We start from the raw sequence: 23,290 nt of genomic DNA, 5'->3' as shown, positions 1-23,290 counted from the left end.
CACTTTTTGGATAAACATGAGGCGTCACTATTGCCTTCATTAGTGCGCCTAAATCCACCCGCTACAAACCATCGCTTTCATTCTGACCGACGAAATCCTATCTAGACACTACGGAAAAGCGCCTGTCCGAGTGAAGTCTGATGAATGCCCTGCCCCTTTCCTGGCCGTTGCAAGGTCGCCGCGTCGTATTGATCGGCGCTGGCGCATGGCTTGTGCGCAAGGTATCGCTCCTGGCCCGCACCCCGGCGGAACTCATTGTTTTCACACCGACAGAACCTACCCGTATCGAAGCCCAGGCCACCGTCCATGTCCGCTGGCCGGAGCCCGCAGACCTCGCCGACGCAGCCCTGATTGTCGTTGCCTTCGAAGATCGTGCCCTGGCCGAACAGGGCGCCACCCTGGCGCGTCAAGCGCGTGCGCCGCTGAACGTTGTCGACTATCCCGACCTCAGCGATTTTCATTTCCCGGCCATCATTGATCGCGGCGCCTTGAGCATCGGCGTCGCTACCGGCGGGGTCGCACCCGTGCTGGCGCGCGAGACCCGCACCAAGATCGAGGCCGCCATTCCGCCGTCCGATGCCCAGGTGGCCGAATTCGCCGAACGTCTCAGCCCGCGCCTGCGCGATCTCTACCCCAATGTCGACGACCGCCGCCGCGCCTGGGAAGACATCCTGAAGTCTTCCGCCGTCGAACTGGCGCGTTCCGGCAAGATCGAGGACGCGGTCACGGCCGCGCTCAACCTCAATCAAGGTCCGCGTACGGGTGTCGTCCACCTGGTCGGTGCCGGCCCTGGCGATCCTGAATTGCTGACGCTGAAAGCCCTGCGCCTGCTCGGCGAGGCCGATGTCATTGTCTATGACCGCCTGGTCGGCGACGCCATCATGGACCTGGCTCGTCGCGACTCCGAACGCTTCTATGTCGGCAAGGCACGCTCCAACCATTCGGTGCCGCAGGACCAGATCCACGAGCTGCTGGTCGAACAGGCGCGCCTCGGCAAGCGTGTCGTGCGTCTAAAGGGCGGCGATCCCTTCGTCTTCGGCCGCGGCGGCGAAGAGGTCGAAGCCCTGCGCGAAGCCGGCATCGAGGTTCACGTCACACCGGGCATTACCGCGGCGCTGGGTTGCGCCGCTACCGCCGGCGTGCCCCTGACCCATCGTGACCACGCCCAAAGCGTCACCTTCATTACCGGCCATTCGAAAGAAGGCGACCACGGCAATCCGCTGATGCTCGACTGGTCCGCCCTGTCGGCGCCGCATCACACCCTGGTCGTCTATATGGGCGTCGCCACGGCCAGCGAGATCGCCACCAAGCTGACGCGTCACGGCCGCCTGCCTGATACGCCGGTGCTGATCATCGAAAACGGCACCCGCGCCAATGAACGCCGCATCCCCGCCACCCTGGGGACGCTGGAAGCCACCATCGCCAACAACCCACCCGCGGGGCCTGCCCTGCTGATCATCGGCGAAGTCGCCGGCCTCTATGCTGCCGACCGCCTGATCGAAGCCGCCGTAAAGGTAGACCTATGAAACTGCTCACCGCCAACCGGTTGACCGATGGCATTACGTTATGGTTCGGCCAGGACGGCTGGACCGAGGACGGCGCTAAAGCCGTCCAGCTCGACGACGATCGTGCTGACGCTCTTCTGCTGGAATGGAAGGGCCGCGAGACTGTTGTCGTGGCGCCCTATCTGATCCCGCTCAATCCGAACGGCACGCCGGTCCAGCGCGAGCATGTGCGCGAATTCGTTCGCGCCAACGGCCCAACCATCGGCCAGACCGCCGATGCCATTTCACAGGCCCATGGCCGCGCCGATATCTTCGAGAGCTAAGAGCCAAGATGTACGTCTACGACCAATTCGACCATGCCTTCGTCCGCGACCGGGTCAAGGAATTCAGCGACCAGGTCGCCCGCCGCCTGACCGGTGAGATCACCGAGGATCAGTTCAAGCCGCTGCGCCTGATGAACGGCCTGTACCTGCAACTACACGCCTATATGCTGCGCATCGCCGTGCCCTATGGCGTGCTGTCGTCGCAGCAGATGCGTCGCCTGGCCCATATCGCCCGCACCTATGACCGCGATTTCGGCCACTTCACCACGCGCCAGAACCTGCAGTTCAACTGGATCAAGCTGGCCGACGCGCCGAAGATCCTGGAAGAACTCGCCGAGGTCGAGATGCACGCCCTGCAGACCTCGGGCAACTGCATCCGCAACACCACGACCGACCAGTTCGCCGGCGCCGCCTTCGACGAACATGACGACCCGCGCCCGTGGGCCGAGGTTATCCGCCAGTGGTCGAGCAACCACCCGGAATTCACCTTCCTGCCACGCAAGTTCAAGATCGCCATCACCGGCGCCACGAAGGACCGCGCCGCCATCCGAGTCCACGATATCGGCCTGCATCTGAAGCCCGAAGGCTTCGACGTCTATGTCGGCGGCGGCATGGGCCGTACGCCCTCGCTCGGCCATTGCATCCGCACCGGTCTGCCCGGCGAACAACTGCTCAGCTATCTCGAGGCCTGCCTGCGCGTCTATAACCGTTATGGCCGCCGCGACAACATCTACAAGGCGCGGATCAAGATCCTGGTCGCCGCCCTGGGGCCGGAGGAATATAAGCGGCAGGTCGAAGAAGAATGGGAGCGCCTCGACCAGGCGAAGGTCGACGCCCCGATCGCCGAGATCAACCGCATCCGCAGCTTCTTCCCTGATCCTGAATTCAAGGCCGGCACTTTCGACCGCGTCGCCTTCGAACGCGCCAAAACGGCTGACGCCGCCTTTGCCCGCTGGGTCAGGAACAATACCCACGCCCACAAGCGCGACGACCACGTCTCGGTGACCATCTCGCTGAAGCCGGTCGGCCTGCCGCCCGGCGACGCCTCATCCGAACAGATGGACGTGATGGCGGAGGTCGCCGACGCCTATGGCTACAGCGAACTGCGCGTTTCGCACGAACAGAACATCATCCTGCCGCACGTCGCCAAGGCCGACCTGTACACGTTGTACAGCCGCCTCGACGCGGTCAACCTGTCGACGGCCAATGGCGGCAAGATCACCGACATGATCGTCTGTCCGGGTCTCGACTATTGCTCTCTGGCCAATGCCCGCTCCATCCCCCTGGCACAGGACATTTCCCAGCGCTTCGAGGACGCCCAGCTGACCGACCAGATCGGCGACCTGCAGATCAAGATATCGGGCTGCATCAATGCCTGCGGTCACCACCATGTCGGTCATATCGGCATCCTCGGCGTCGACAAGCAGGGTATCGAATTCTACCAGATCCTGCTGGGCGGACGCGCCGACGAAAGCGCCGCCTTGGGTGTCATTACCGGCAAGGGCCTGCCGGCCGAAGCCGTCCCCGCCGCCATCGAGCGCGTTGTCCGGCTCTATCTGGAACTGCGGACCAGCGACAGCGAGCGCTTTATCGATACCCTGGAGCGTCTCGGGCGCGACACCTTTGCGGAGGCCCTGCATGAGCCAGCCTAACTCTTCTTTCGAGCCCACCCTGGTCACGCGCGACGGCGACGTCATTCCCGACGGCTGGACCCTGCTGGCCGACGACGACACCACGACCGAAGACGGGCCTTATGTGCTGGGCTTCGATCGCGCGCTTGCCGAACTCGACGGCCGCAACGGCCATTACGGCGTCCGCATCAAGCCCGGCGACGATGTCCGCCTGCTCGAGCCCTTCCTGGAAAAGATCACCCTGATCGAGGTCGCCTTCCCGGGCTTCCGCGACGGCCGTGGCTATTCTACCGCCCGCATACTGCGCGAAGACTTAGGGTTCACCGGCATTGTCCGCGCCGTCGGCGACGTCCTGCGCGACCAGCTGTTCTACATGCTGCGCTGTGGCTTCGACGAATTCCTCGTCAAGGACAAGGACCCTGCCCAGGCCATCCAGTCAGCCGCCCTGCGCTTTGACACTGTCTACCAGGGCGCGGCCGACAGCCAAAGCCCCGCCTGGGCCCGCCGCCAAGCCTGAAAGACACCACGCGTGAAAGACGCCACATGACCGTCCTGATCGACAACCTGACCCATGCGCCCAGCGAAGGCTCGCAACGCGCCCGCGACCTGAGCGAGCGCTATGAAGGCATGAACGCGCAGGACATCCTGCGCGACGTCATCCGCAACGAATTCTTCGGCGACATCGTCCTGTCGTCCAGCTTCGGCGCGGATTCGGCGGTGCTGCTGCATATGGTGTCCGAGATCGATCCGGCCTTTCCGGTCCTGTTCCTCGACACCGATCGCCACTTCTTCCAGACCCTGCAATATCGCGATGAGCTGGCGGCCAAGCTGGGCCTGAGCAACATCATCAACCTCAAGGCCAGCCCGGAAGAGGCCGCCGTCGAGGACGCGAAAAACACCCTGTGGAAGACCAATCCGGATCAGTGCTGCGACCTGCGCAAGGTCCGGCCGCTAAACCGCGCCATGCAGGGCTATGGCGCGTGGATTTCGGGTCGCAAGCGTCACCAGAGCGCCACGCGGGCCCATCTGCCGATCGTCGAGTTCGACGGTCGGCACTATAAGGTCAACCCCCTGGCCACCTGGAACGCCGCCGACGTCGCGGCCTATGCGGCCGCCCACGACCTGCCGCCGCATCCGTTGGTCGAACAGGGCTTTCCGTCGATCGGCTGCTTTACCTGCACAAAGCCGGTCGAACAGGGCGCCGACGCCCGCTCGGGCCGCTGGTCGGAGTCGGAAAAGGTCGAATGCGGCATCCACCGCCCGATCTACGGGGGGGACGGGATTTGACTTCATGTCAAAAGTCCTTCGCGGCAAAGGGCTGCTCAGTGAAATTTCGATATGAGATAGTCCGTAAATGTTGGCACGCATGGCGATGAAGCGAACTGTGTGTTAGCCCGCACGCAGCCACCAATAAACGGAAAATTCCCACACGATTACAATGCAGTGTCTCCGATTTGTTCTTTGCAAAACACTCAGGACGTGCAAAGCTATTACCCGGGGGCGCGCGAAGCTGCGCATTTTTCCAGTCAGCACAATCATCAAACGCACGCCGGGGGCTTTATGCGTAAATTTTCCATCGACTCCACCTTTACAACCGAAAACCTTGGTGTCGCGCCGGCGGCGTATATGTATGCCAAAAGTTTGAGTTTTCACGCCGTTACGTTGCTCGCCGCGCCGGAGCTGACCGCCGCCCATATGACGCCCGCCTGGCGCAGTGTGCCAACGTCCAGGGTGACGGATTCGGGTTCGGGCGCTTCGGCCCCGATTGGTCACGCAGCCACCGCGGGTCAGACGACGACGATTTCCTCTACCCCCATACCGGGTGGTGCCGGCGTGGTGTTCAGCGGCAATCCGGATTTGGATGGCCTTCTTTCCGGTTTTAAGTGGACCAGTACCAACCTGACCTACAGCTTCCCGACCAGCGGCAGTTTCTACACTGACAGCGTCTACAGTGGCAGCTACAATGACGTGACGTCCACCCATTTGGTGTTTAATGCCACGCAACAGACGGCGGTCCGCAATGTCCTGGCCATGATCGCCAGCTTGACCGGACTGACCTTTACCGAGATCACCGAAACCGCCACCACGCATGCCAATCTACGCTTCTCACAGGATGCCTCCACGACTGCCGGCCACGAGGTCGCCTTCACCTTCCTGCCCACCGGGAACACGGCATCCGGAGATGTCTGGTTCGGCACGACGACGGGCGAGACCGACTACACCAACCCGCAGTTCGGTAACTGGGGTATGGCGACAATCATGCACGAGATCGGTCATGCCCTCGGGTTGAAGCACGGTCACGAAGACCTTACCTCGTCCGGAGGCTCGGCCGCTTTGCCTGCGGCCCATGATGGATGGGCCTGGTCGCTGATGACCTATCGTTCGGATCCCGGCAATGTCATCACCTACGAAGGCGACCACATCAACCAACCCCAAAGCTATATGCAGGACGATATCGCTGCCCTGCAGTATCTTTACGGTGCCAATTTCGACAGCCACGGGGGCCCAACCGAATATATATTCGACGCCCTGACTGGCGAGATGTCTATCAGGGAAGGCGGCCGGTTTGGCGTATATATACCCCAAGGCGCGCCCAGTGGTAACGTCGTATTTCGGACCATTTGGGACGGCGGCGGTTACGACATCTATGATTTCACAAATTTTACAACCAGCGTGACCGTCGACCTCCGGCCGGGTGGTTGGTCGACCTTCAGTGCCACGCAACTGGCGGATACCCGACCGTACGAGAGCGGTGTGACACCAGCCCCGGGCAATATAGCCAACGCTCTGCTTTATAACGGTGACACGCGCGCGCTGATCGAGGAGGCTTTTAGCGGCTCGGGCAACGACTTCATGATTGGAAATCAACTGTCAAACGGGCTCATCGGGGGGGGCGGACATGATACCTTGAATGGAGGTGACGGCAGTGACGGTCTGTGGAGCAACGGCCTTGGTTCAACGGACGCTGAGCGAATGACCGATCTGAGCTACAACGTTTTGATTGGCGGCCCCGGCACCGATTTCTATTATCTCGGAAACCAGGGAGATATCGTCACCGAGTATGCCGATGAAGGCAATGACTGGGTAAATACTCTATTTTCCCATGACCTGGGTGCTAATGTTGAAAATCTCTCGCTTTGGGGAGACTACAATGCCGATGGCCGGGGCAACGCCCTGAACAATTACATGTCTGGCAATAACGGGTGGAATGACCTCTATGGCTACGCCGGAAACGACACCCTGGATGGCGACAAGGGCTTTGACTACCTGTACGGAGGTGTAGGCGATGACCTTTACCTGGTCGATCATATCAGCGACCGTGCTATTGAGGCGAATAATGAAGGCATCGACACGGTTCGAACCTTTATAGACTGGACTCTTGGCTCCTATGTCGAGAATTTGATTCTGGTGGAAAATTATTATGACTTACCAATAAGTGGTACCGGAAACGAACTCGATAACAGCATCACCGGTAACTCGGCCAATAACACCCTTATCGGCCTCGACGGTAACGACTCGCTCGACGGCGGGATAGGCGCCGATACCCTGACCGGCGGCCTCGGCAACGACACCTTCACGGTCGACAATGCCGGCGACGTCGTTACGGAAATCACCGGCCAGGGCAGCGACCTGGTCCTGGCTGCGGTGACCTATGCCCTGACGGCAACGCTCGAAGGCCTGACTCTGACCGGCACCAATAATATCAACGGTACAGGCAACGATCTCGATAACTTGATCACAGGCAACAGCGGCCTCAACACTCTGACCGGCGGCCTCGGCAACGACACCTACATCATCGACAACATAGGTGACGCCATCATCGAGGCCAGCGGCGCCGGCACGGACCTGATTCAGTCGTCCGTTACCTGGATTCTTGCTGCCGATGTTGAAAACCTCACCCTGGCCGGAGCCGCGGCTATCGACGCTACCGGCAATGGTCTCGCCAACGTCCTGACCGGCAACAGCGGCAATAACCGCCTTGAAGGCGGCGCAGGCATCGACACCCTGAACGGCGGCGCGGGCAACGACACCTTTGTCCTCGACACGACAACAGACACGATCACCGAACTGGCCGGCGAAGGCACGGATCAGGTTTCGTCATCCGTAACCTACGCTCTGGCCGCAAATTTCGAGAACCTGACCCTGACCGGCGCAGGCGCCATTGACGGCACTGGCAACGCGGCCGACAATTGGCTGATCGGCAACACTGCGGCCAACAGCCTGACCGCGCTGGACGGCAATGATACTCTGGACGGAGGCGCCGGCGCCGATACCATGACCGGCGGTCTCGGCAACGACATCTACTTTGTCGACAATGCCGGGGATATAGTTAGCGAATTCGCGGCCATGGGCAACGACACCGCTTCATCATCGCTCGCCACCTATGTCCTGACCGCCGAGGTCGAGAATCTGATCCTCAGCGGCACTGCCAATATCAGCGGCACTGGCAACGGCCTGGCCAACAACCTGACAGGCAATATTGGCAACAACACCCTCGACGGCGGCGCAGGAAGCGACACAATGACCGGTGGCGCCGGCAATGACAGCTACATCATCGACAATGTTGGAGATATCGTCGGCGAACTCGCGGCCATGGGCAACGACACCGTCTCGTCATCGCTCGCCACCTATATCCTGGCCGCCGACGTCGAGAACCTGATCCTCAGCGGTACTGCCGATATCAGCGGCACCGGCAACGGCCTAGCCAACAGCCTGACGGGCAATGCCGGTAACAATACCCTCAACGGCGATGTCGGCGCCGATACCATGACCGGCGGCGCAGGCAATGACAGCTACATCGTCGACATGATCAGCGAGCTCGTCATCGAACTTGGATCGCAGGGCAACGACACAGTTGTGTCATGGATCACCGAATATATCCTGGCGGGCGAAGTCGAAAACCTGGTCCTGGCGGGTACGGTCGCCAACGGCCGAGGCAATGGCCTGAACAACGTCCTGACCGGCAATGCCACCGCCAACGGCCTCAGCGGTTACGGCGGCAATGACACCATCAACGCCGGCGACGGAAATGACTTACTTGACGGCAGTAGCGGCGCCGACAGCCTCGTCGGCGGCCTCGGCAACGATATTTACTTCATCGATGACGCCGGCGATGTTGTCGGCGAACTTGCAGGCCAGGGCACCGACTCCGTCAACGCGTCGATCTCCTATATCCTCACCGCCGACGTCGAAAACCTGACTCTCAGCGGCCCCGCCGACATCAGCGGCACCGGCAACAGCCTGGCCAACGGCCTGACCGGCAACGGTGGCAACAATACTCTCGACGGCGGCGCGGGCGTAGACACAATGACAGGTGGCGCCGGTAATGACAGCTACATCGTCGACAACAGCAGCGACACGATCGTCGAGGCGGCCGGCAATGGCCTGGACCTGGTCACCGCCACGGCCAGCTACACGCTGTCTGCCGACATCGAAAACCTGACCCTGAATGGCGCCGCCAATATCAACGCCACCGGCAACATCCTGGCCAATGCCTTAACCGGCAACGGCGGCAACAACACCCTCGACGGCGGCGCAGGAAGCGACACAATGACCGGTGGCGCCGGCAATGACAGCTACATCATCGACAATGTTGGAGATATCGTCGGCGAACTCGCGGCCATGGGCAACGACACTGTATCGTCGTCGCTCGCCACCTACACCCTGGCCACCGAGGTCGAAAACCTGATTCTCAGCGGTACTGCCGATATCAGCGGCACCGGCAACGGCCTGGCCAACAACCTGACCGGCAATATTGGCAACAACACCCTCGACGGCGGCGCAGGCAGCGACACAATGACCGGCGGCGCCGGAAATGACGGCTACATCGTCGACATGATCAGCGACCTCGTCGTCGAACTTGGATCGCAGGGCAATGACACAGTTGTGTCATGGGTCACCGAATATATCCTGGCGGGCGAAGTCGAAAACCTGGTCCTGGCGGGTACGGTCGCCAACGGCCGAGGCAATGGCCTGAACAACGTCCTGACCGGCAATGCCACCGCCAACGGCCTCAGCGGTTACGGCGGCAATGACACCATCAACGCCGGCGACGGCAATGACTTACTTGACGGCAGTAGCGGCGCCGACAGCCTCGTCGGCGGCCTCGGCAACGATATTTACTTCATCGATGACGCCGGGGACGTTGTCGGCGAACTTGCAGGCCAGGGCACCGACTCGGTCAGCGCGTCGATCTCCTATATCCTCACCGCCGACGTCGAAAACCTGACCCTCAGCGGCGCCGCCGATATCAGCGGCACCGGCAACAGCCTGGCCAACAACCTGACCGGCAACGGCGGCAACAATGCCCTGAGCGGTCTCGACGGCAACGACACGATCAATGCCGTCGATGGCAACGACTCGATCGACGGCGGTCTGGGCAGCGACAGCATGGCCGGCGGCACCGGCAACGACAGCTACATTGTCGACAATGCCGGCGATATCGTCATCGAGATCGCCGCTATGGGCAACGACACCGTTTCATCGTCGCTCAGCACCTACACCCTGGCCACCGAGGTCGAAACCCTGATCCTCAGCGGAACAGCTGATATCAACGGCACCGGCAACGGCCTGGCCAACAGCCTGACGGGTAATGCCGGTAACAATACCCTCAACGGCGATGTCGGCGCCGATACCATGACCGGCGGGGCAGGCAATGACAGCTACGTGGTCGACAACGCCGGTGATATTGTCAGCGAACTCGCGACCATGGGCAACGACACCGTTTCATCATCGCTCGCCACCTACACCCTGGCCGCCGACGTCGAAAACCTGGTCCTCAGCGGCACAGCCGATATCAGCGGCACCGGCAACGGCCTGGCCAACAGCCTGACCGGCAATACCGGCAACAACACCCTCGACGGCGGCACAGGCAACGACACAATGACCGGCGGAGCCGGCAATGACAGCTACATCGTCGACAGCACCAGCGACATGATTGTCGAGACGGCCGGCAACGGACTGGATCTGGTCACCGCCACGGCCAGCTATACTCTGTCCGCCGAGGTCGAAAACCTGATCCTCAGCGGCGCCGCCAATATCAGCGGCACCGGCAACAGCCTGGCCAATGCCTTAACCGGCAATGGCGGCAACAACACGCTCAACGGCGGTGCGGGCATAGACACAATGGCCGGCGGCGCCGGAAATGACAGCTACGTCGTCGACGACGCCAGCGACATGATCGTCGAGACGGCCGGCAACGGCCTGGACCTGGTCACCGCCACGGCCAGCTATGCCCTGTCCGCCGAGATCGAAAACCTGACCCTTGGCGGCACCGCCGATATCAATGCTACCGGCAACAGCCTGGCCAACGCTCTCATTGGTAATGCCGGCAACAATGCCTTCGATGGCGGCGCCGGCGCCGATACCATGACAGGCGGCGTAGGCAGCGATACCTATGTCATCGACGATGCCGGCGATGTCGTCAGCGAAACCAATGTTTCCGGTACCGACCTGGTCAAGACTTCGGTCACCTACAATCCCGGCAGCGCCTATGTCGAAAACATCACTCTGCTTGACGTGGGCGGCAATATCAACTCTACCGGCAACGCCCTGGCCAACATCCTGACCGGCAATATTGGCGCCAATATACTCGACGGCGGAGCCGGCAATGACACCCTGTACGGAGGCGACGGTAACGATTCGCTGGTCGGCAATACCGGCGACGATATTATCACCGGCGGTCTCGGCGCCGACACCATGACCGGCAGTACCGGCAACGATCTGTTCTATGTCGACGATGCCGGCGACATCGTGGTCGATTCTGGCACCGGCGCCGACACCGTGTCCTCGACCGTGTCCTATGTTCTGACGGCCAATGTCGAAAACCTGCTTCTGACCGGCACTGCCACCAATGCCACCGGCAACAACCTGGTCAACGCCCTGACCGGCAATGCCAGCCATAATGTCCTCGACGGGGGAACCGGCGCCGACATCATGACCGGCGACCTCGGCAATGACACCTACTATGTCGACGATGCCGGCGACTCGGCCGTCGAAGTCAGTGGCGGCGGCACGGATCTGGTCAACAGCACGGTCAGCTACGGCCCCGGCGCGCAATATATCGATAATATCACCCTGCTCGATATCGGCGGCAATATCAACGCCACCGGCAACAGCCTGGCCAACGTCCTGACCGGCAATACCGGCAACAATATCCTCGATGGGGGAAGCGGCGCCGACGCCATGACCGGCGGCCTCGGCGACGATATCTACTATATCGACGATGCCGGCGACCTGGCTATCGAAGCCAGCGGCGGCGGGACGGACGTGGTCAACAGCTCGGTCAGCTACAGCGCCGGCGCGCAGTATATCGATAATATCATCCTGCTCGACAGCGGCAATATCGACGCCACCGGCAACAGCCTGGCCAACACCTTGACCGGCAATGCGGGTAACAATGTCCTGAACGGCGGCTCCGCCAATGACATACTGAATGGCGGTGGTGGGTCGGATATCCTGATTGGCGGCAGCGGTATCGACAGCTTCATCTTCAACCTCGGCAGCGGCGCCGACACGATCAATGACTTCGGCGGAAGCGGAGGCGAAACCATCGACATCCACGCCTACACCAACGGCGTTGTCAACGGCGGCGGCGTAACCATAACGCAGAGCGGAACGTCCGCGCTCATTACACTGGGAGGCGGAAACACGATTGCCGTTCTCAACACCACGGCAACAAACTCGGCCTTCCTGAGTCATATTATCTGGTAAATCGAATCGTAACTCCGGGTGGCGGTAAAGTCTGCCGCCCGTCTCAATGGCGGGCAGGGCACGATCCTGCCGGTGACTGTCAGGTTGCACGCGAATGACCAACGGCCAGTTCGTCGAGATGATTGCCGTGGCGATGACCCTGGCCGCGACCCTGTTCGCCATCGGTTTGCTGCTGGTTCAACGGGTCGGGCGCCGCGATCAGACCCTGTACCTCGTCGCTTTCCTTGGCCTTTGCGCGCTCGTCAAGGCGGATTGGCTGGTCTATCTCACCGGCGGTTACATCGCCGTGCCGCAGTTGGCCGGCCTTGTGTTTCCGTTCAAGACCATGCTCGGGCCTGTCTTTTACGTCTATGTGCGATCGATGACCGCCGCATCGCCCCAGCCGCTGCGCCGCAGCGACGCCTGGGCCCTGTCCGGGCCGGCGCTCATCTTCCTTATTATGTCGCGCTTCTTCTTTCTGTCGAGCGAGCAGAAGGCCGGCCTCATCTCGCTCCACTATCCCGACCCCGAACTGCGCGACTGGGCGTTCATGGCCTGTAAGCTCACATTTCTGGCCTTCCTGGCTGTGTCGCTCGTCTACCTCGCAGCCGCCTATCGTCTGGTCCGGAACCACGTTTCGCGATTGCGCGACCTGTTCTCCAATATCGAGGACAAATCCCTCGCCTGGATACGCTGGGCGCTCTTCATCCTGGCCGGCGGCTGGGCCTGGTACAGCCTGGGCGAAATCTGGGGCATCCAGGGTAGCCGGCCGGCCTGGTACCCCGTCCTCACCGCCTGTTTCGACCTCGGTTGGATAGGCTTGATCGCCTTTTTCGGCCTCGTGCAACGGCCTGTGCTCGATACCGTACCGTCGGAACCTCCGTCCGACGACAAGACCAGATACGCCCGCTCGCTGCTCACCGAAGACCGCCTGTGCGAGATCGAGGACCGGCTGGCGCACGCCATGCAGCACACCCGGCTGTACACCGACCCCAACCTCTCCCTGCGCCGCCTGTCCGATCGCCTGCGCATCTCCGAAGACCACCTGTCACAAACCTTCAGCCGAAAGATTGGTGCGAATTTCTTCGAATACATTAACAGGCATCGCGTCGCAGAGGCCCGGCAACGCCTGACCGACACTGACGATTCGATCGTCAATATCGCCTATGATGTCGGCTTCAATTCGCGCTCGACCTTCAATGCCGCGTTCAAGGCCCAGGCCGGCATGGCGCCCAGCGCTTTCCGCCGCCAGGCCAGAGCCCAGGCCGCTCTTACTGCGCCTTCCCCCTCGTAGCGGAGAAATTACCCGTTTCGTTTCGCTTTTTTTGCCCGGTCCAGCCGGTTCGGACGACGTCGCCGTCCGCATCTGATCCAATGGCCAGGCAGAAACAGGAACGAAACTGACCATGACCTTACCGCTAAAACCCACCGCACGGCTTGCCGGCCTGCTTTATCTTGCGGCCTCCCTGACCGGCGCCTTCAACCTGCTCTATGTCCCGTCGCGGCTCTTTGTCATGGACGATCCCGAAGCGACGCTGGCTCGCCTCCAGTCATCAGAAATGCTGTTCCGGTTCGGTATCCTCAGCGGCATCGTCAGCAGCCTCCTGTTCCTCGTCCTGCCGGTCATCCTGTACGCGCTGCTCGAATCCTTCGGCCGGATATGGGCAGGTTTGATGGTCGTATTCGCCGCCGCGGGCGTCAGCATGGCCTTTGTGTCCATTCAGCACTATCTCAACATCCTGACCCTGCTGGACAGCGCCACCGGCCCACTGGCGGCACAGGTCATGGACCACCTCACCGCCCACCACCTGGCCGAAGCCACGGCCTCGATCTTCTGGGGCCTGTGGCTGCTGCCGCTGGGATGGCTGATCCTCAAGTCCGGCGCCGTGCCGCGCTTTTTCGGGATTTTGCTCTTGCTGGGCTGCGCCGGCTATCTGATCAATATGTTTGCGCCGCTGCTCGTTCCCGCCTATGCGGCGACCGCTCTGCCCTACCTCATGGTCATTCCCGGTTCTTTAGGTGAACTGGGCACCTGCCTGTGGTTGCTGATCGCCGGTATCCGCGTTAAACCTGATGCCTGATCGCCGCTTCACCTTCGCAGCCTGAAGCGACCCTCAATAGTCCAGCTTCGGGTACCAGTCCGCGCCACGTCCGTCCGGCGTGGTGTCCAGCACATTCCACAGCGGGGCAAAGTCCGGCGCGCCGCGCGGGTCCTGGCCCGGATCGGCCGTCGGGCCGGTCATCTCGCCAGACCAGAAATGGCGGATCGTCCCGTCGCGCCGCGTAAACACATTATAGGCCGGCACTTCCGATCCATCGGGCAACAGGCCGAAATAGTCGCGCGAATAGGCATCATTCAGGTCGCTGTAGAGCCGCAGATGCTTCCATCCGCGCTCGCGCTTCCACGCCAGCAGCTTCGCAATCGGCGAGCGTGCGATCACCGCCAACGCCACCTTCTGCTCGATATCGGCAGCATTGGCGTCCAGCGGCCCCAGCAGATTGACGCACATCGGGCACGGCCGCTCGCGTTGCGGGCCGAACATGAAACTGTAAACCACCAGGGTCTGCTTATCACCGAACAGTCCGGCGAAATCGACCGGCCCGCCCTCGCCCTCGAAACGGTAGTCACCTTCGACCGGGCCACCGGGCGGCAGGGCGCGGCGCTGGGCGGCGACCCGTTCCAGATGCCGCCGCAGCTCGATTTCCTCAGCCAACAAGGCCGTCCGCGCGGCGCGATATTCGGGGCTTTCGTTCTTGATCCGGACGACATTGTCGCGCGCCAGATCGGCGGCGGGGATCAGGGTTTGGGTAAGTGTATCGGCCATGGCCTGCCTCCTTAAAAAAAGCGTGCGTACCCGTAAAAAAGCCGGTCTAAAGATGCAATAAGGCTTTGCCCAAGGAGAACACGCCCCCATGAGCCAGACCGCGCTGCTGATCATCGATATGCAGGTCGACATGCAACTCCGTATCGATGCGGGCTACGACCACATCCATGGTGACGCCGGCGCGGTTATCGAGCGTCTGGCCGAACAGGCGCGGCGGGCCGGTGTACCCGTCATTCATGTCCGCCACAGCGAGGCAGATCCGGACTCGCCGTTTCATCCTTCGGCACCAGGTTTTCCGCCCCTGCCCTGCGACCGCGAGCAGGCTGGCGAAGCCGTCTTCATCAAGACCAGTTCTTCCGCTTTTGCCACGACCGGGCTGGAGGCGCATCTGCGCCACAAAGGCATCGAGCGGCTGATCGTCACCGGAGCGGTGGCCGGTTTCTGCGTCACCTCAACCGTGCGTGCCGCGTCCGATCTCGGCTTTCAGGTGACGGTCGTGCGTGAGGCGGTCCTGGGCTTCGGCCTGCCCCACGCCGGGCTGTCGGCACGGCAAATTTTCGACGTTTCCCTGGGTCTTCTGGCGGCCGACTTCGCCCAGGTCGTTGACGCCGAGGCGGCCCTGGCGCTCATGCCCGGCTAAGACATATACGACGGCCAGCCGGTCGATGCGGCTGGCCTTACCCGAACAGCGTGCTCAGCCCCAGCATCTCCGGTTCCTGCGCCATGACGATATGGACCGGTATATCCGACACATAGGCATACAGCCGACCCTTGGCGTGGAAGCGTTCGGTAAAGAGTGCCCGGTCCATCACATCGTGCAGCAGCCGGATCAGGCTGCCGGCCAGATAGATTCCCCCGCGCGCCCCGGTCATCAGCGCCGCATCCGACGCCGTCGCCGCCAGCCAGGCCGTGCATAGCGTGACTGTCTCCACAGCCCTTGGATCGCCGGCCCGCGCGAGGTCCACAACGGCCTCGGCCGTCACCTCCGCGGGCGCCAACCCGTCCAGCACGCCCAGGCAGCGCCAGATTTCCGGCAGGCCCTGAAGCGATACGGCGCGTTCACGCGATACGCGGCCAAACTTCGCCTTCATGACCTCCAGCACCGCGGTCTCGCGCGCCGTCACTGCCGGCAAGTCGGTGTGCCCGCCCTCGCTGGGCAGGACGGTCGTGCCGCTCAGGTCGTCGGTCACGATCAGCGATGTCCCCAATCCGAAACTGGCGCCGATCAACAGCCTGGGCTGGGTGTCGTCGCCGTGCCCGCCGCAGATCTGCAGCGTCTCGGCGGCGCTCAACAGCGGCACCGCCATGGCAATACATACACAGTCATTGACGATGTTCAGCCGCCGGATATGCAGGACTTCGCGCAGCCAGTCGCGCTTCACGCGGAACGGATCGTTCGGCATGGCCAGTTCGCCATCCTGCTCCCAGCCGCACGCCGAAACCGCCGCGCCTTCCAGGTCGACCTCGCCCTGTTTCGCCAGAAAATCATCAATGGCAAAGCTGAGATCGTCGATCGACCGACACGGATAACTGACCGAAGGCGCAGGACGATGACGCGACCGCGTCATCGTCAACCTGACCTTTCGGTTACCGCTAACATCGATAAGCAAGGCATCTTCGGCCATTGATCGATTCCATTTTTTTGCTCAAACGCTGCTGGGCTCGCCGCATCGGCGGCGGCGGCAGCCATGAAGCGCCTTTTGGCGCCCTTGCCAGGCTGCAATAAATTACAGCCTGGAACAGGAGATGGTAACACTATAGGACTGCTCGAACCGATTGTCACGCCTGTCTACAGGGTCAGGCGCGCAGAACTTCTATGTCGACCAGGCGCGTCACCTTGCGATCGGGCGCCGCCTGCGTCAGCAGCACCATGCAACTCTGCAGCACGTCGGTATCGGTCACAGGCTCGAACGTGCAATGGACCTTGCAACCTTCGGCATGGGTGTGAAAGGCGCGCAGGCGGCGCGCTTCGGCGGTGTCGTTATCCGCCAGCAAGAAGGACAGGTGGCCCGACGCCGCCACCACCTCATCGCCAAAGGTCAGGTTGATGCCACGCACCGACGAATCAAGAACGGCGGATATATTCAGCAGGGCCGGCATGTTGCTCGCCATGACACACGGCCGCTCATGGACCTTCAGCCGTTCCGCCAGAGCTTCGCCATGGCGCGCCACCGCCGCCCGGACCACAGACTTCGCCGGCTCGGCCAGGTCATAGGGCGCCAGCACAAAGCCGGTCATGTGGGCGAAACCGCTGACGATATCATTGCCTTCGAGATAGCCGGCGAAATCTTCCGCGCCGAGATAATCGAGCACCCGGCGGATGCGCTCGTCGCCCGTCAGGTGGTCCTCGACCTCAATGCCGAACGGCACCAGGCCGGTCGCCCGGATATGCTGCAATATGTAGAACCTGGCCCGGTTGACGGAGGTGCGCGGCGTGCGCAAGGCGGTGATGTGCGCTGTGCGCGACACCGGACGGTGAAACAGCTGCTTCCAGTCCGCCGGCTTGCAACGCTCGCGCTCTTCATCGGTCAGGACCAGCCACAGATAGCCGCAATGATCGAGCGGCCGCTTGAACGCCTTGCGCTTGAACATGCACACCTGGCGCGGCGTTTCCGTGTGGCCGGCCTCCAGGCGCTGCAGGTCTTCCGTCACCATGTACGGAAATTCCATATCGGCAACGGTCTGGCGGCCGCGCCGGAATTCGCGCAGCGCCGCCGCATCGATGGTGAAGATTTCGTCGGCGTCGATGCGGATAATGACGTCGCCGCGGCACTGGGCAAAACCGAATTCGCGTTTGTGCAGTTCGTCGCGCCACAGGCCGGAAAAATAGCGGATCTTCTTGCCGTAACGGCGCAGGATGTCGTGCGTAGACGGCCATGACCGCTCCGGATCGATGCCAACATCGGGCAGGAAGGGCGCAACCCATTCATAGGCGCCATCGACAAAGATCAGTTCATCGACATGATCGATAACGGAGTCGATGGCCTGGGACAGATAGTCGTCGTCGCAGTGGGCGATCATGTAGGCGCTTGTGGACATCCGCTCCGGCTCTCGTGTCGCGTGTCCGACTACGCGCAAATGACAAAGGGTCTGTACCCGGATGTCATAACCGCGGCATCGCAACTGTCAAGCGCTTCCCCACTGCCAGGGGAATCACCTGCGCCTTGAAGGGTGGCATGCGATGGCGACGATCGCGACCTCAGCGCCCGCCACCTGGGCTTCGTCGTCCACCGCCTTGCCGAGCAGCGCCTGGGCCAGGGGCGAAACATAGCTGACACTGCCCGCCGTCGGATCAGCCTCATCCTCGCCGACAATACGAAAGGTCTGGCGCCGACCATCTTCGCGCTCGATCGTCACGACACAGCCGAAGACCACCTTGTCCGGCGCGGTCACGGGTTCGATCCGCTGGGCCGACCCCAGGCGCTGGGTATAGTAGCGCAGGTCGCGCGTCGCTCGCGCCATGGCCGTGCGGTCGCCGCTGACCTCACCCGACACCTGCGCCGCCGACCAGGCGGCCTTGGCGGCGGCAAAGGCCGCCTCAAGCTGGGCCAGGCCCTGCGGCGTGACAAGATTGGGATGCGATGAGACCGGACGATCGGGCAGGTGCGCCGCCTGGGATTCGTGGTCTTCGTCCTTGGTAAAAGCAACACTCATATGGCTGCTTAACATAAGACGACCGGAAATAGCATCGGCTCAACGCTTCCCGGCCCGATTTTCGCCCAAAGCGCTGCCCACAGTGGCGCCATGTTGATTTTCCGTCTGATGACCGCACTCGCCTTTGGCGCATTGACCGCCGGCACGGCCGTGGCCGCACCTCCCGCCGATATCGTCCTGCCCTCGGCCTTTCACGACGGCATGACCTATGTCCAGGTGTCGATCAACGGTGCGACCCCGCGCTGGATGGGCCTCGACGACGGCACCTCGCCCTCCGTGCTCGATCTCGACTATGCCAAAAGCCTGGACCTGCCGCTCAAACCCGGTGCCGGCTCGGGCACCGGTTTCGGGACACAAAAGGTCCTGTTCTTCACCACAAAGGCCGACATTGCCGCCGGTGGATCGAACCGCTCACACGCCGATTTCTCCGCCGCCCGGCTGAGCGGCATGATCGGGCCCGACGGTCAACAGCTGGCCGGCGTATTGGGCTACAGCTTCCTGAAAGACCGCATCCTGGTCATCGACTATCCGCGCCGGGAAATCCGCTTTGCCGCGTCGTCGCGGGCCTGCACCTGCGACATTCCGTTCCGTTTCGACAACGATATACCGAGCATTCCGGTCACGGTGGGTGGCCGGCGGATGACGGCCCTGATCGATTCCGGCGGCGCCTATGAACTGCTGATCACGCCGGCAGGCGCGCGATCTTCCGGGCTGCAGGCGTGGCTGGACCAGGCGACGCCGCATACAGGTTACGGCTATGCCGGCGCCCAGTCGGTGCTGATCGGCCAGGCGCCGGACCTGACGGTGGGCGAGTTTGTGGTGGCCATGCCGCAGACGGTCTATTCGACCTTCGGCACCGCGCCCTTGAAGTCGCAGGCAGCGCTCGGCGTCCATTTCCTGGAGCATTACAAGGTTACGCTTAACTACCGCGCCCACACGGTGCGCTTCGAGCCGTGAGAGACCTCACCCCGCCGGAAGGGTTTTCAACTGTTCGGTCGCCCAGGCGTTCCCCATCTGCGATGCCTGCTGATACCAGTAGCGCGCCGTGTTGAGGTCCAGACTGCCACCCAAACCATTCTGGTTCATAAATCCCACACTGGCCATGGCGCCGACATTGCCCCGTTGCGCCGCGGCGTCGAAATAGCGCCGCGCCGTCACAAGATCGCGCGTCACGCCGGTACCGTTGTAATACAGCGTCCCCAGCGAGGCCATGGCGTCGACATTGTTAAGCGCGGTCGCCTGTTCGTAAAGGGTGCGCGCGGCACTATAGTCCTTCGCCACGCCGGTCCCGTTCTCGTACATATAGCCCAGGGTCGTCATGGCCGGCGCATAGCCTCGGTCGGCCGCCGCCTTGAACCACTGTAACGCCGCGGAATAGTTCTGCGTCGTTCCCTGGCCGTAGAAGTACATGGTCCCCAGCCCTGTCATGGCGAAGGGCTCGCCGCGCTGCGCCGATCTACCGTACAGCGTCAGGGCTTCGGTCAGATCGGCCGAGCCGCCACGCCCAGCGGCCAGCAAGGCTGCCAGGTTGCTGGTGCCTTCGACATTGCCGGCGTCGGCCGCCTTGCGGAACCATTGTCGCGCCGTCGCGTCGCCGCTCGGGTCCTGGCCGCCTTTGTTGGCCATGACGCCCATCTCGAACATGCCCTCGCCGCTGCCCAGATCGGCGGCGCGCTTGAACAGGCCGGTCGCCATGTCGAAACTGGACCCGGCCAGATAGGCCCGCCCCAGATTGACCATAAGGTGGCGATTGTCCGGATCGTTGTTCAGCGCCGTTTGACATGCATTGACGGCATCGGCGGAATTGATCGTGATGAAATCGGCAAAGCCGTTGGACGCCAGGCGATCGTCATCATACTGCGCGCCTGCCTTGAGATCGCACAGGGCCACGGCGCCGGCCTTGACGGGCGCACTCAGGCCCGGGTCCCAGGAGACAGGCTTGTTCGAAATATTGCACAGGGGCGCGGCCAGCCGTGAATTGGCCAGGTCGGCAAAGTCGCCACTGGGATATTTTTTCAGATAGGCGCGATAGTCGCCGCAATCCTTGGCCGAGGCCCAGAAGGTCTGCTCGACCGTCTCGGGCTGGTTGACCACGGTGGGCGCGACATTGATCGTGCAGCCTGCCAGACAGATCACGTCATAGATGCGGTTATTGGACCATGGGCGCTGCTTGCGGCCGGTCTGCTTCGACACCTCGATCTGCACCGCGTCGAACACCTGGGTGACGCTGAGACCCGGCTTGACCAGTTCGCGCGACAGCACGGGCGCATAGACGCCGACGCTGGCAATGTCACCCAGGTCGGTCGAATAGGCGACCAGGGTATTGGGTTCCGCGGCCACGGCGACCAGCCCTTTGGTGGCCGCCTTGCCCAGGCTCGGCGTATTGCGGCAGGCATCGACCACGATGATCACGGCCGAGGCATCGGTGCGCGACATCTGGGTGACCAGGTCGCCGAGCTTGATCCCCGACGCCGGCAGGTCGGCGACGATCTTCACGTCGGCATCGATCCCCAGCAGGTAGTTGTCGCCCTTCTCGTCGGTCGGATCGGCCATGCCGTGACCGGTGTAGTAGATGAAGCCGATGGCGCCCGGCGACGCGGCCAGCTTGCGGCGAAAATCCTTCAACGCCGTCTGCAGCCCGGTCAGGTTAGCATCGCGCGCCAGGGTGACGTCGAAACCGATCTTTTTCAGCGAATCCCCGACGCTCTTCGCCTCACCGTCGGTATCGGGCAAGGGGGTCAGGCTTTCGTAGTGGACCTGGTTGATGATCAGGGCAAAACGCGCCGGTTCGGCGGCATGGGCCGCTGTGGAAAAGCACCACATGGCCCATAGGGTCAGAAGACCTGCCCAGAGTTTCATCGCTGCCTCCCGCTACGTTTCTTCATTCCGTAAAGGGGTGACACATGCGGCCGCTGGTGGCAAGTTACAGCGTTTGTCACCCGGTGCGAGAGCTCTTGGCAAGGCGACATCTTTGATTGTAAGCTGCCCGTAATGCGTTTTCTCATGTCCTTTCTGGCCGGCCTGTTCCGACGCCCGCAGCCTGTTATGCGCGAGATATTTGCGGAGCCTGAACGAAGACGCCCGCCAGCGCCCAAGCGAGTACCTGCCCTGAAAAACCCGCCGCCTTACAAGGTTTTCACCCGTGAGTTCGACCGGATCATCGATTCATCCGAGCTCGATCGCTATCTCGATCCAGTTCCGGTTGAATACGACTATGCCTATGATCTCGATTGGAAAAAGTTTCAGGCCGCACTCGAAGGCTGGCGGCTGAAGGGCGCGCTGACGGCTATTGACGCCTCCGCCGATATCCGCCGCAACCTCAGTACGGCGGCGCTTGCCGATACTGCGGTTGTCATTCTGTTCGACCAGTCGGGCTCGATGCGCGGCCACCATATGGTCATGACAGCGGCTGCGCTCGACATTGCGCAGGACTTTCTCGGTCAACTGGGTTGTACGGTCGAGCTTCTCGGTTTCACGACCGCGACCTGGGATGGCGGCAAGTCGCGGCAAAAATGGCAAAGAGCGGGTAAACCGCCAAATCCCGGTCGCTTATGCGACCTGCTTCATATCGTCTATCGCCACGTCGACGACCGTCGGCAATCTATGGGTGGCTGGAGCTTCAAAGCCATGCTGCATCCCGGCTTGTTGAAGGAAAATGTCGATGGCGAGGCGCTGGAATGGGCGGCCGGACGCCTGCGTGCCCTGCCGAAGACACGCAAGATCCTGATCGTCGTTTCCGATGGCGCACCCGCGGAACATTCGACCTTTCGGGCTAACGACGCCGGCATACTCGACCGCCATCTCCTCCGGGTCGTGGCGCATCTGGAGGCCTCCAGTGACCTCTCCCTGGCTGCGATCGGGATAGGCTACGATGTGGCGCGGTACTACAGGCAGTCCGTCAGGGTGGCGAAGCCTGATGATCTGGACGCAACCCTGATCGGCCTCATTCAAACCGCCCTGACACGCAAGTCGGTCCCCGCCGCGAGCGCTCATGTCGGCGACGTGACAATTCACTGACTGCCGTAACCAAGATAGCGCTCATAGACCTCCAGATCGGTATCGGAAAAACAGGCGAAGACCACCTCATCCAACCCGTCATAGAGGTTGGCCCGTACCGTCATGACCGCTATCTCGGTCGCCGCCTCGATCGGATAGCCGAAAATACCCGTGCTGATCGCCGGAAAGGCGATGCTCACCAGGCCATTGTCCCGCGCCACCTCCAATGACCGGCGATAGCAGGACGCCAGCAGTTCGGGTTCACCCGCATCCCCGCCGCGCCACACCGGTCCAACGGTATGGATGACATGCCGCGCCGCCAACCTGTACCCTTTGGTAATCTTCGCATCGCCCGTCGTGCAGCCGCCCAGCAAGCGGCATTCATGGAGCAGTTCCGGCCCGGCGGCGCGATGGATGGCGCCGTCGACCCCGCCGCCGCCGAGCAGCGACGAATTGGCGGCATTGACGATCGTGTCGACCTCAAGCCGCGTAATGTCGATCCGTTCCGCGCGCAGGATGGTCATGCTGTCTCCTCAAGGCAGGGCCCAGGCGCTCTGGAAGAAGACGTCGCACAGGGTGTTGCCGTCTTCGGGCCGGATCGCCGCCAGACTGTGCCAGACGCGGGGCAATATACAAGTCATGCCGACGCCTCAATCACATCCTGA

The 23,290-nt window shown here is 62.2% G+C and carries 17 protein-coding genes; 11 read left to right on the top strand and 6 right to left on the bottom strand.

Translation table 11 applies throughout. The features are described from left to right. Positions 1-140: 140 nt before the first annotated feature. The 8 genes from cysG (at position 141) to AC1DXO_RS13910 (ending at position 14,231) form a co-directional block, all read left to right on the top strand. Positions 141-1,526 carry a siroheme synthase CysG gene (gene cysG / locus AC1DXO_RS13945; RefSeq protein WP_476978772.1) on the top strand — a complete coding sequence of 462 codons (1,386 nt, stop codon included), beginning with the start codon at positions 141-143 and terminating at the stop codon, positions 1,524-1,526. Continuing rightward, positions 1,523-1,828 carry a DUF2849 domain-containing protein gene (locus AC1DXO_RS13940; protein ID WP_476978771.1) on the top strand — a complete coding sequence of 102 codons (306 nt, stop codon included), beginning with the start codon at positions 1,523-1,525 and terminating at the stop codon, positions 1,826-1,828. Before cysG ends, AC1DXO_RS13940 begins: the two co-directional genes overlap by 4 nt. 8 nt (positions 1,829-1,836) lie before the next feature. Beyond that, positions 1,837-3,480, top strand: a complete 1,644-nt coding sequence (locus AC1DXO_RS13935; protein WP_476978770.1) for a nitrite/sulfite reductase — start codon at positions 1,837-1,839, stop codon at positions 3,478-3,480. Next, a complete protein-coding gene (locus AC1DXO_RS13930; protein ID WP_476978769.1) occupies positions 3,467-3,976 on the top strand; it encodes a DUF934 domain-containing protein in 510 nt (169 codons plus the stop codon). Before AC1DXO_RS13935 ends, AC1DXO_RS13930 begins: the two co-directional genes overlap by 14 nt. A gap of 26 nt (positions 3,977-4,002) precedes the next feature. After that, positions 4,003-4,746, top strand: coding sequence for a phosphoadenylyl-sulfate reductase (locus tag AC1DXO_RS13925; protein ID WP_476978768.1), 744 nt, complete (start codon positions 4,003-4,005; stop codon positions 4,744-4,746). A 273-nt stretch (positions 4,747-5,019) separates the two neighbouring features. Next, positions 5,020-12,171 carry a matrixin family metalloprotease gene (locus tag AC1DXO_RS13920; RefSeq protein WP_476978767.1) on the top strand — a complete coding sequence of 2,384 codons (7,152 nt, stop codon included), beginning with the start codon at positions 5,020-5,022 and terminating at the stop codon, positions 12,169-12,171. A 94-nt stretch (positions 12,172-12,265) separates the two neighbouring features. Further along, positions 12,266-13,444, top strand: a complete 1,179-nt coding sequence (locus tag AC1DXO_RS13915) for a helix-turn-helix domain-containing protein (RefSeq protein WP_476978766.1) — start codon at positions 12,266-12,268, stop codon at positions 13,442-13,444. A gap of 112 nt (positions 13,445-13,556) precedes the next feature. Further along, positions 13,557-14,231: a DUF4386 domain-containing protein gene (locus tag AC1DXO_RS13910; protein ID WP_476978765.1), complete on the top strand. Its 675-nt coding sequence runs from the start codon at positions 13,557-13,559 to the stop codon at positions 14,229-14,231. Between the two features lie 33 nt (positions 14,232-14,264). On the opposite strand, the gene AC1DXO_RS13905 is transcribed toward AC1DXO_RS13910, so the two are convergent. Then, positions 14,265-14,975, bottom strand: coding sequence for a DUF899 family protein (locus tag AC1DXO_RS13905; RefSeq protein ID WP_476978764.1), 711 nt, complete (start codon positions 14,973-14,975; stop codon positions 14,265-14,267). Between the two features lie 88 nt (positions 14,976-15,063). On the opposite strand from AC1DXO_RS13905, the gene AC1DXO_RS13900 reads away from it, so the two are divergent. Beyond that, complete coding sequence (locus tag AC1DXO_RS13900) at positions 15,064-15,615, top strand: isochorismatase family protein (RefSeq protein ID WP_476978763.1); 552 nt, start codon at positions 15,064-15,066, stop codon at positions 15,613-15,615. Positions 15,616-15,652: 37 nt separating this feature from the next. Here the strand turns inward: AC1DXO_RS13900 and AC1DXO_RS13895 are convergent, their stop codons facing one another. The 3 genes from AC1DXO_RS13895 to greA form a co-directional block, all read right to left on the bottom strand. Then, a complete protein-coding gene (locus tag AC1DXO_RS13895; protein WP_476978762.1) occupies positions 15,653-16,600 on the bottom strand; it encodes a glucokinase in 948 nt (315 codons plus the stop codon). A gap of 172 nt (positions 16,601-16,772) precedes the next feature. Beyond that, positions 16,773-18,014 (bottom strand): glycosyltransferase family protein, encoded by a 1,242-nt coding sequence (locus AC1DXO_RS13890; RefSeq protein WP_476978761.1) that lies wholly within the window; start codon positions 18,012-18,014, stop codon positions 16,773-16,775. Positions 18,015-18,128: 114 nt separating this feature from the next. Continuing rightward, positions 18,129-18,629: a transcription elongation factor GreA gene (gene greA, locus AC1DXO_RS13885; protein WP_476978760.1), complete on the bottom strand. Its 501-nt coding sequence runs from the start codon at positions 18,627-18,629 to the stop codon at positions 18,129-18,131. A gap of 90 nt (positions 18,630-18,719) precedes the next feature. Between greA and AC1DXO_RS13880 the strand changes: the two genes are divergently transcribed. After that, positions 18,720-19,586 carry an aspartyl protease family protein gene (locus AC1DXO_RS13880; protein WP_476978759.1) on the top strand — a complete coding sequence of 289 codons (867 nt, stop codon included), beginning with the start codon at positions 18,720-18,722 and terminating at the stop codon, positions 19,584-19,586. 6 nt (positions 19,587-19,592) lie between these two features. Here the strand turns inward: AC1DXO_RS13880 and AC1DXO_RS13875 are convergent, their stop codons facing one another. Next, on the bottom strand, positions 19,593-21,488 hold the full coding sequence (locus tag AC1DXO_RS13875) for a caspase family protein (protein WP_476978758.1): 1,896 nt from the start codon (positions 21,486-21,488) through the stop codon (positions 19,593-19,595). Positions 21,489-21,674: 186 nt separating this feature from the next. On the opposite strand from AC1DXO_RS13875, the gene AC1DXO_RS13870 reads away from it, so the two are divergent. Then, positions 21,675-22,646, top strand: coding sequence for a cobaltochelatase CobT-related protein (locus AC1DXO_RS13870; RefSeq protein ID WP_476978757.1), 972 nt, complete (start codon positions 21,675-21,677; stop codon positions 22,644-22,646). Here AC1DXO_RS13870 and AC1DXO_RS13865 read toward each other — a convergent pair. Then, positions 22,640-23,149, bottom strand: coding sequence for an O-acetyl-ADP-ribose deacetylase (locus AC1DXO_RS13865; protein WP_476978756.1), 510 nt, complete (start codon positions 23,147-23,149; stop codon positions 22,640-22,642). The two genes, AC1DXO_RS13870 and AC1DXO_RS13865, sit on opposite strands and share 7 nt — an antisense overlap. Positions 23,150-23,290 lie beyond the last annotated feature (141 nt).

Source organism: Asticcacaulis sp. P2_C5 (assembly GCF_056404555.1).
Note: the sequence above shows the minus strand (reverse complement) of the source record. Positions and strands in the feature narration are given on the sequence as shown.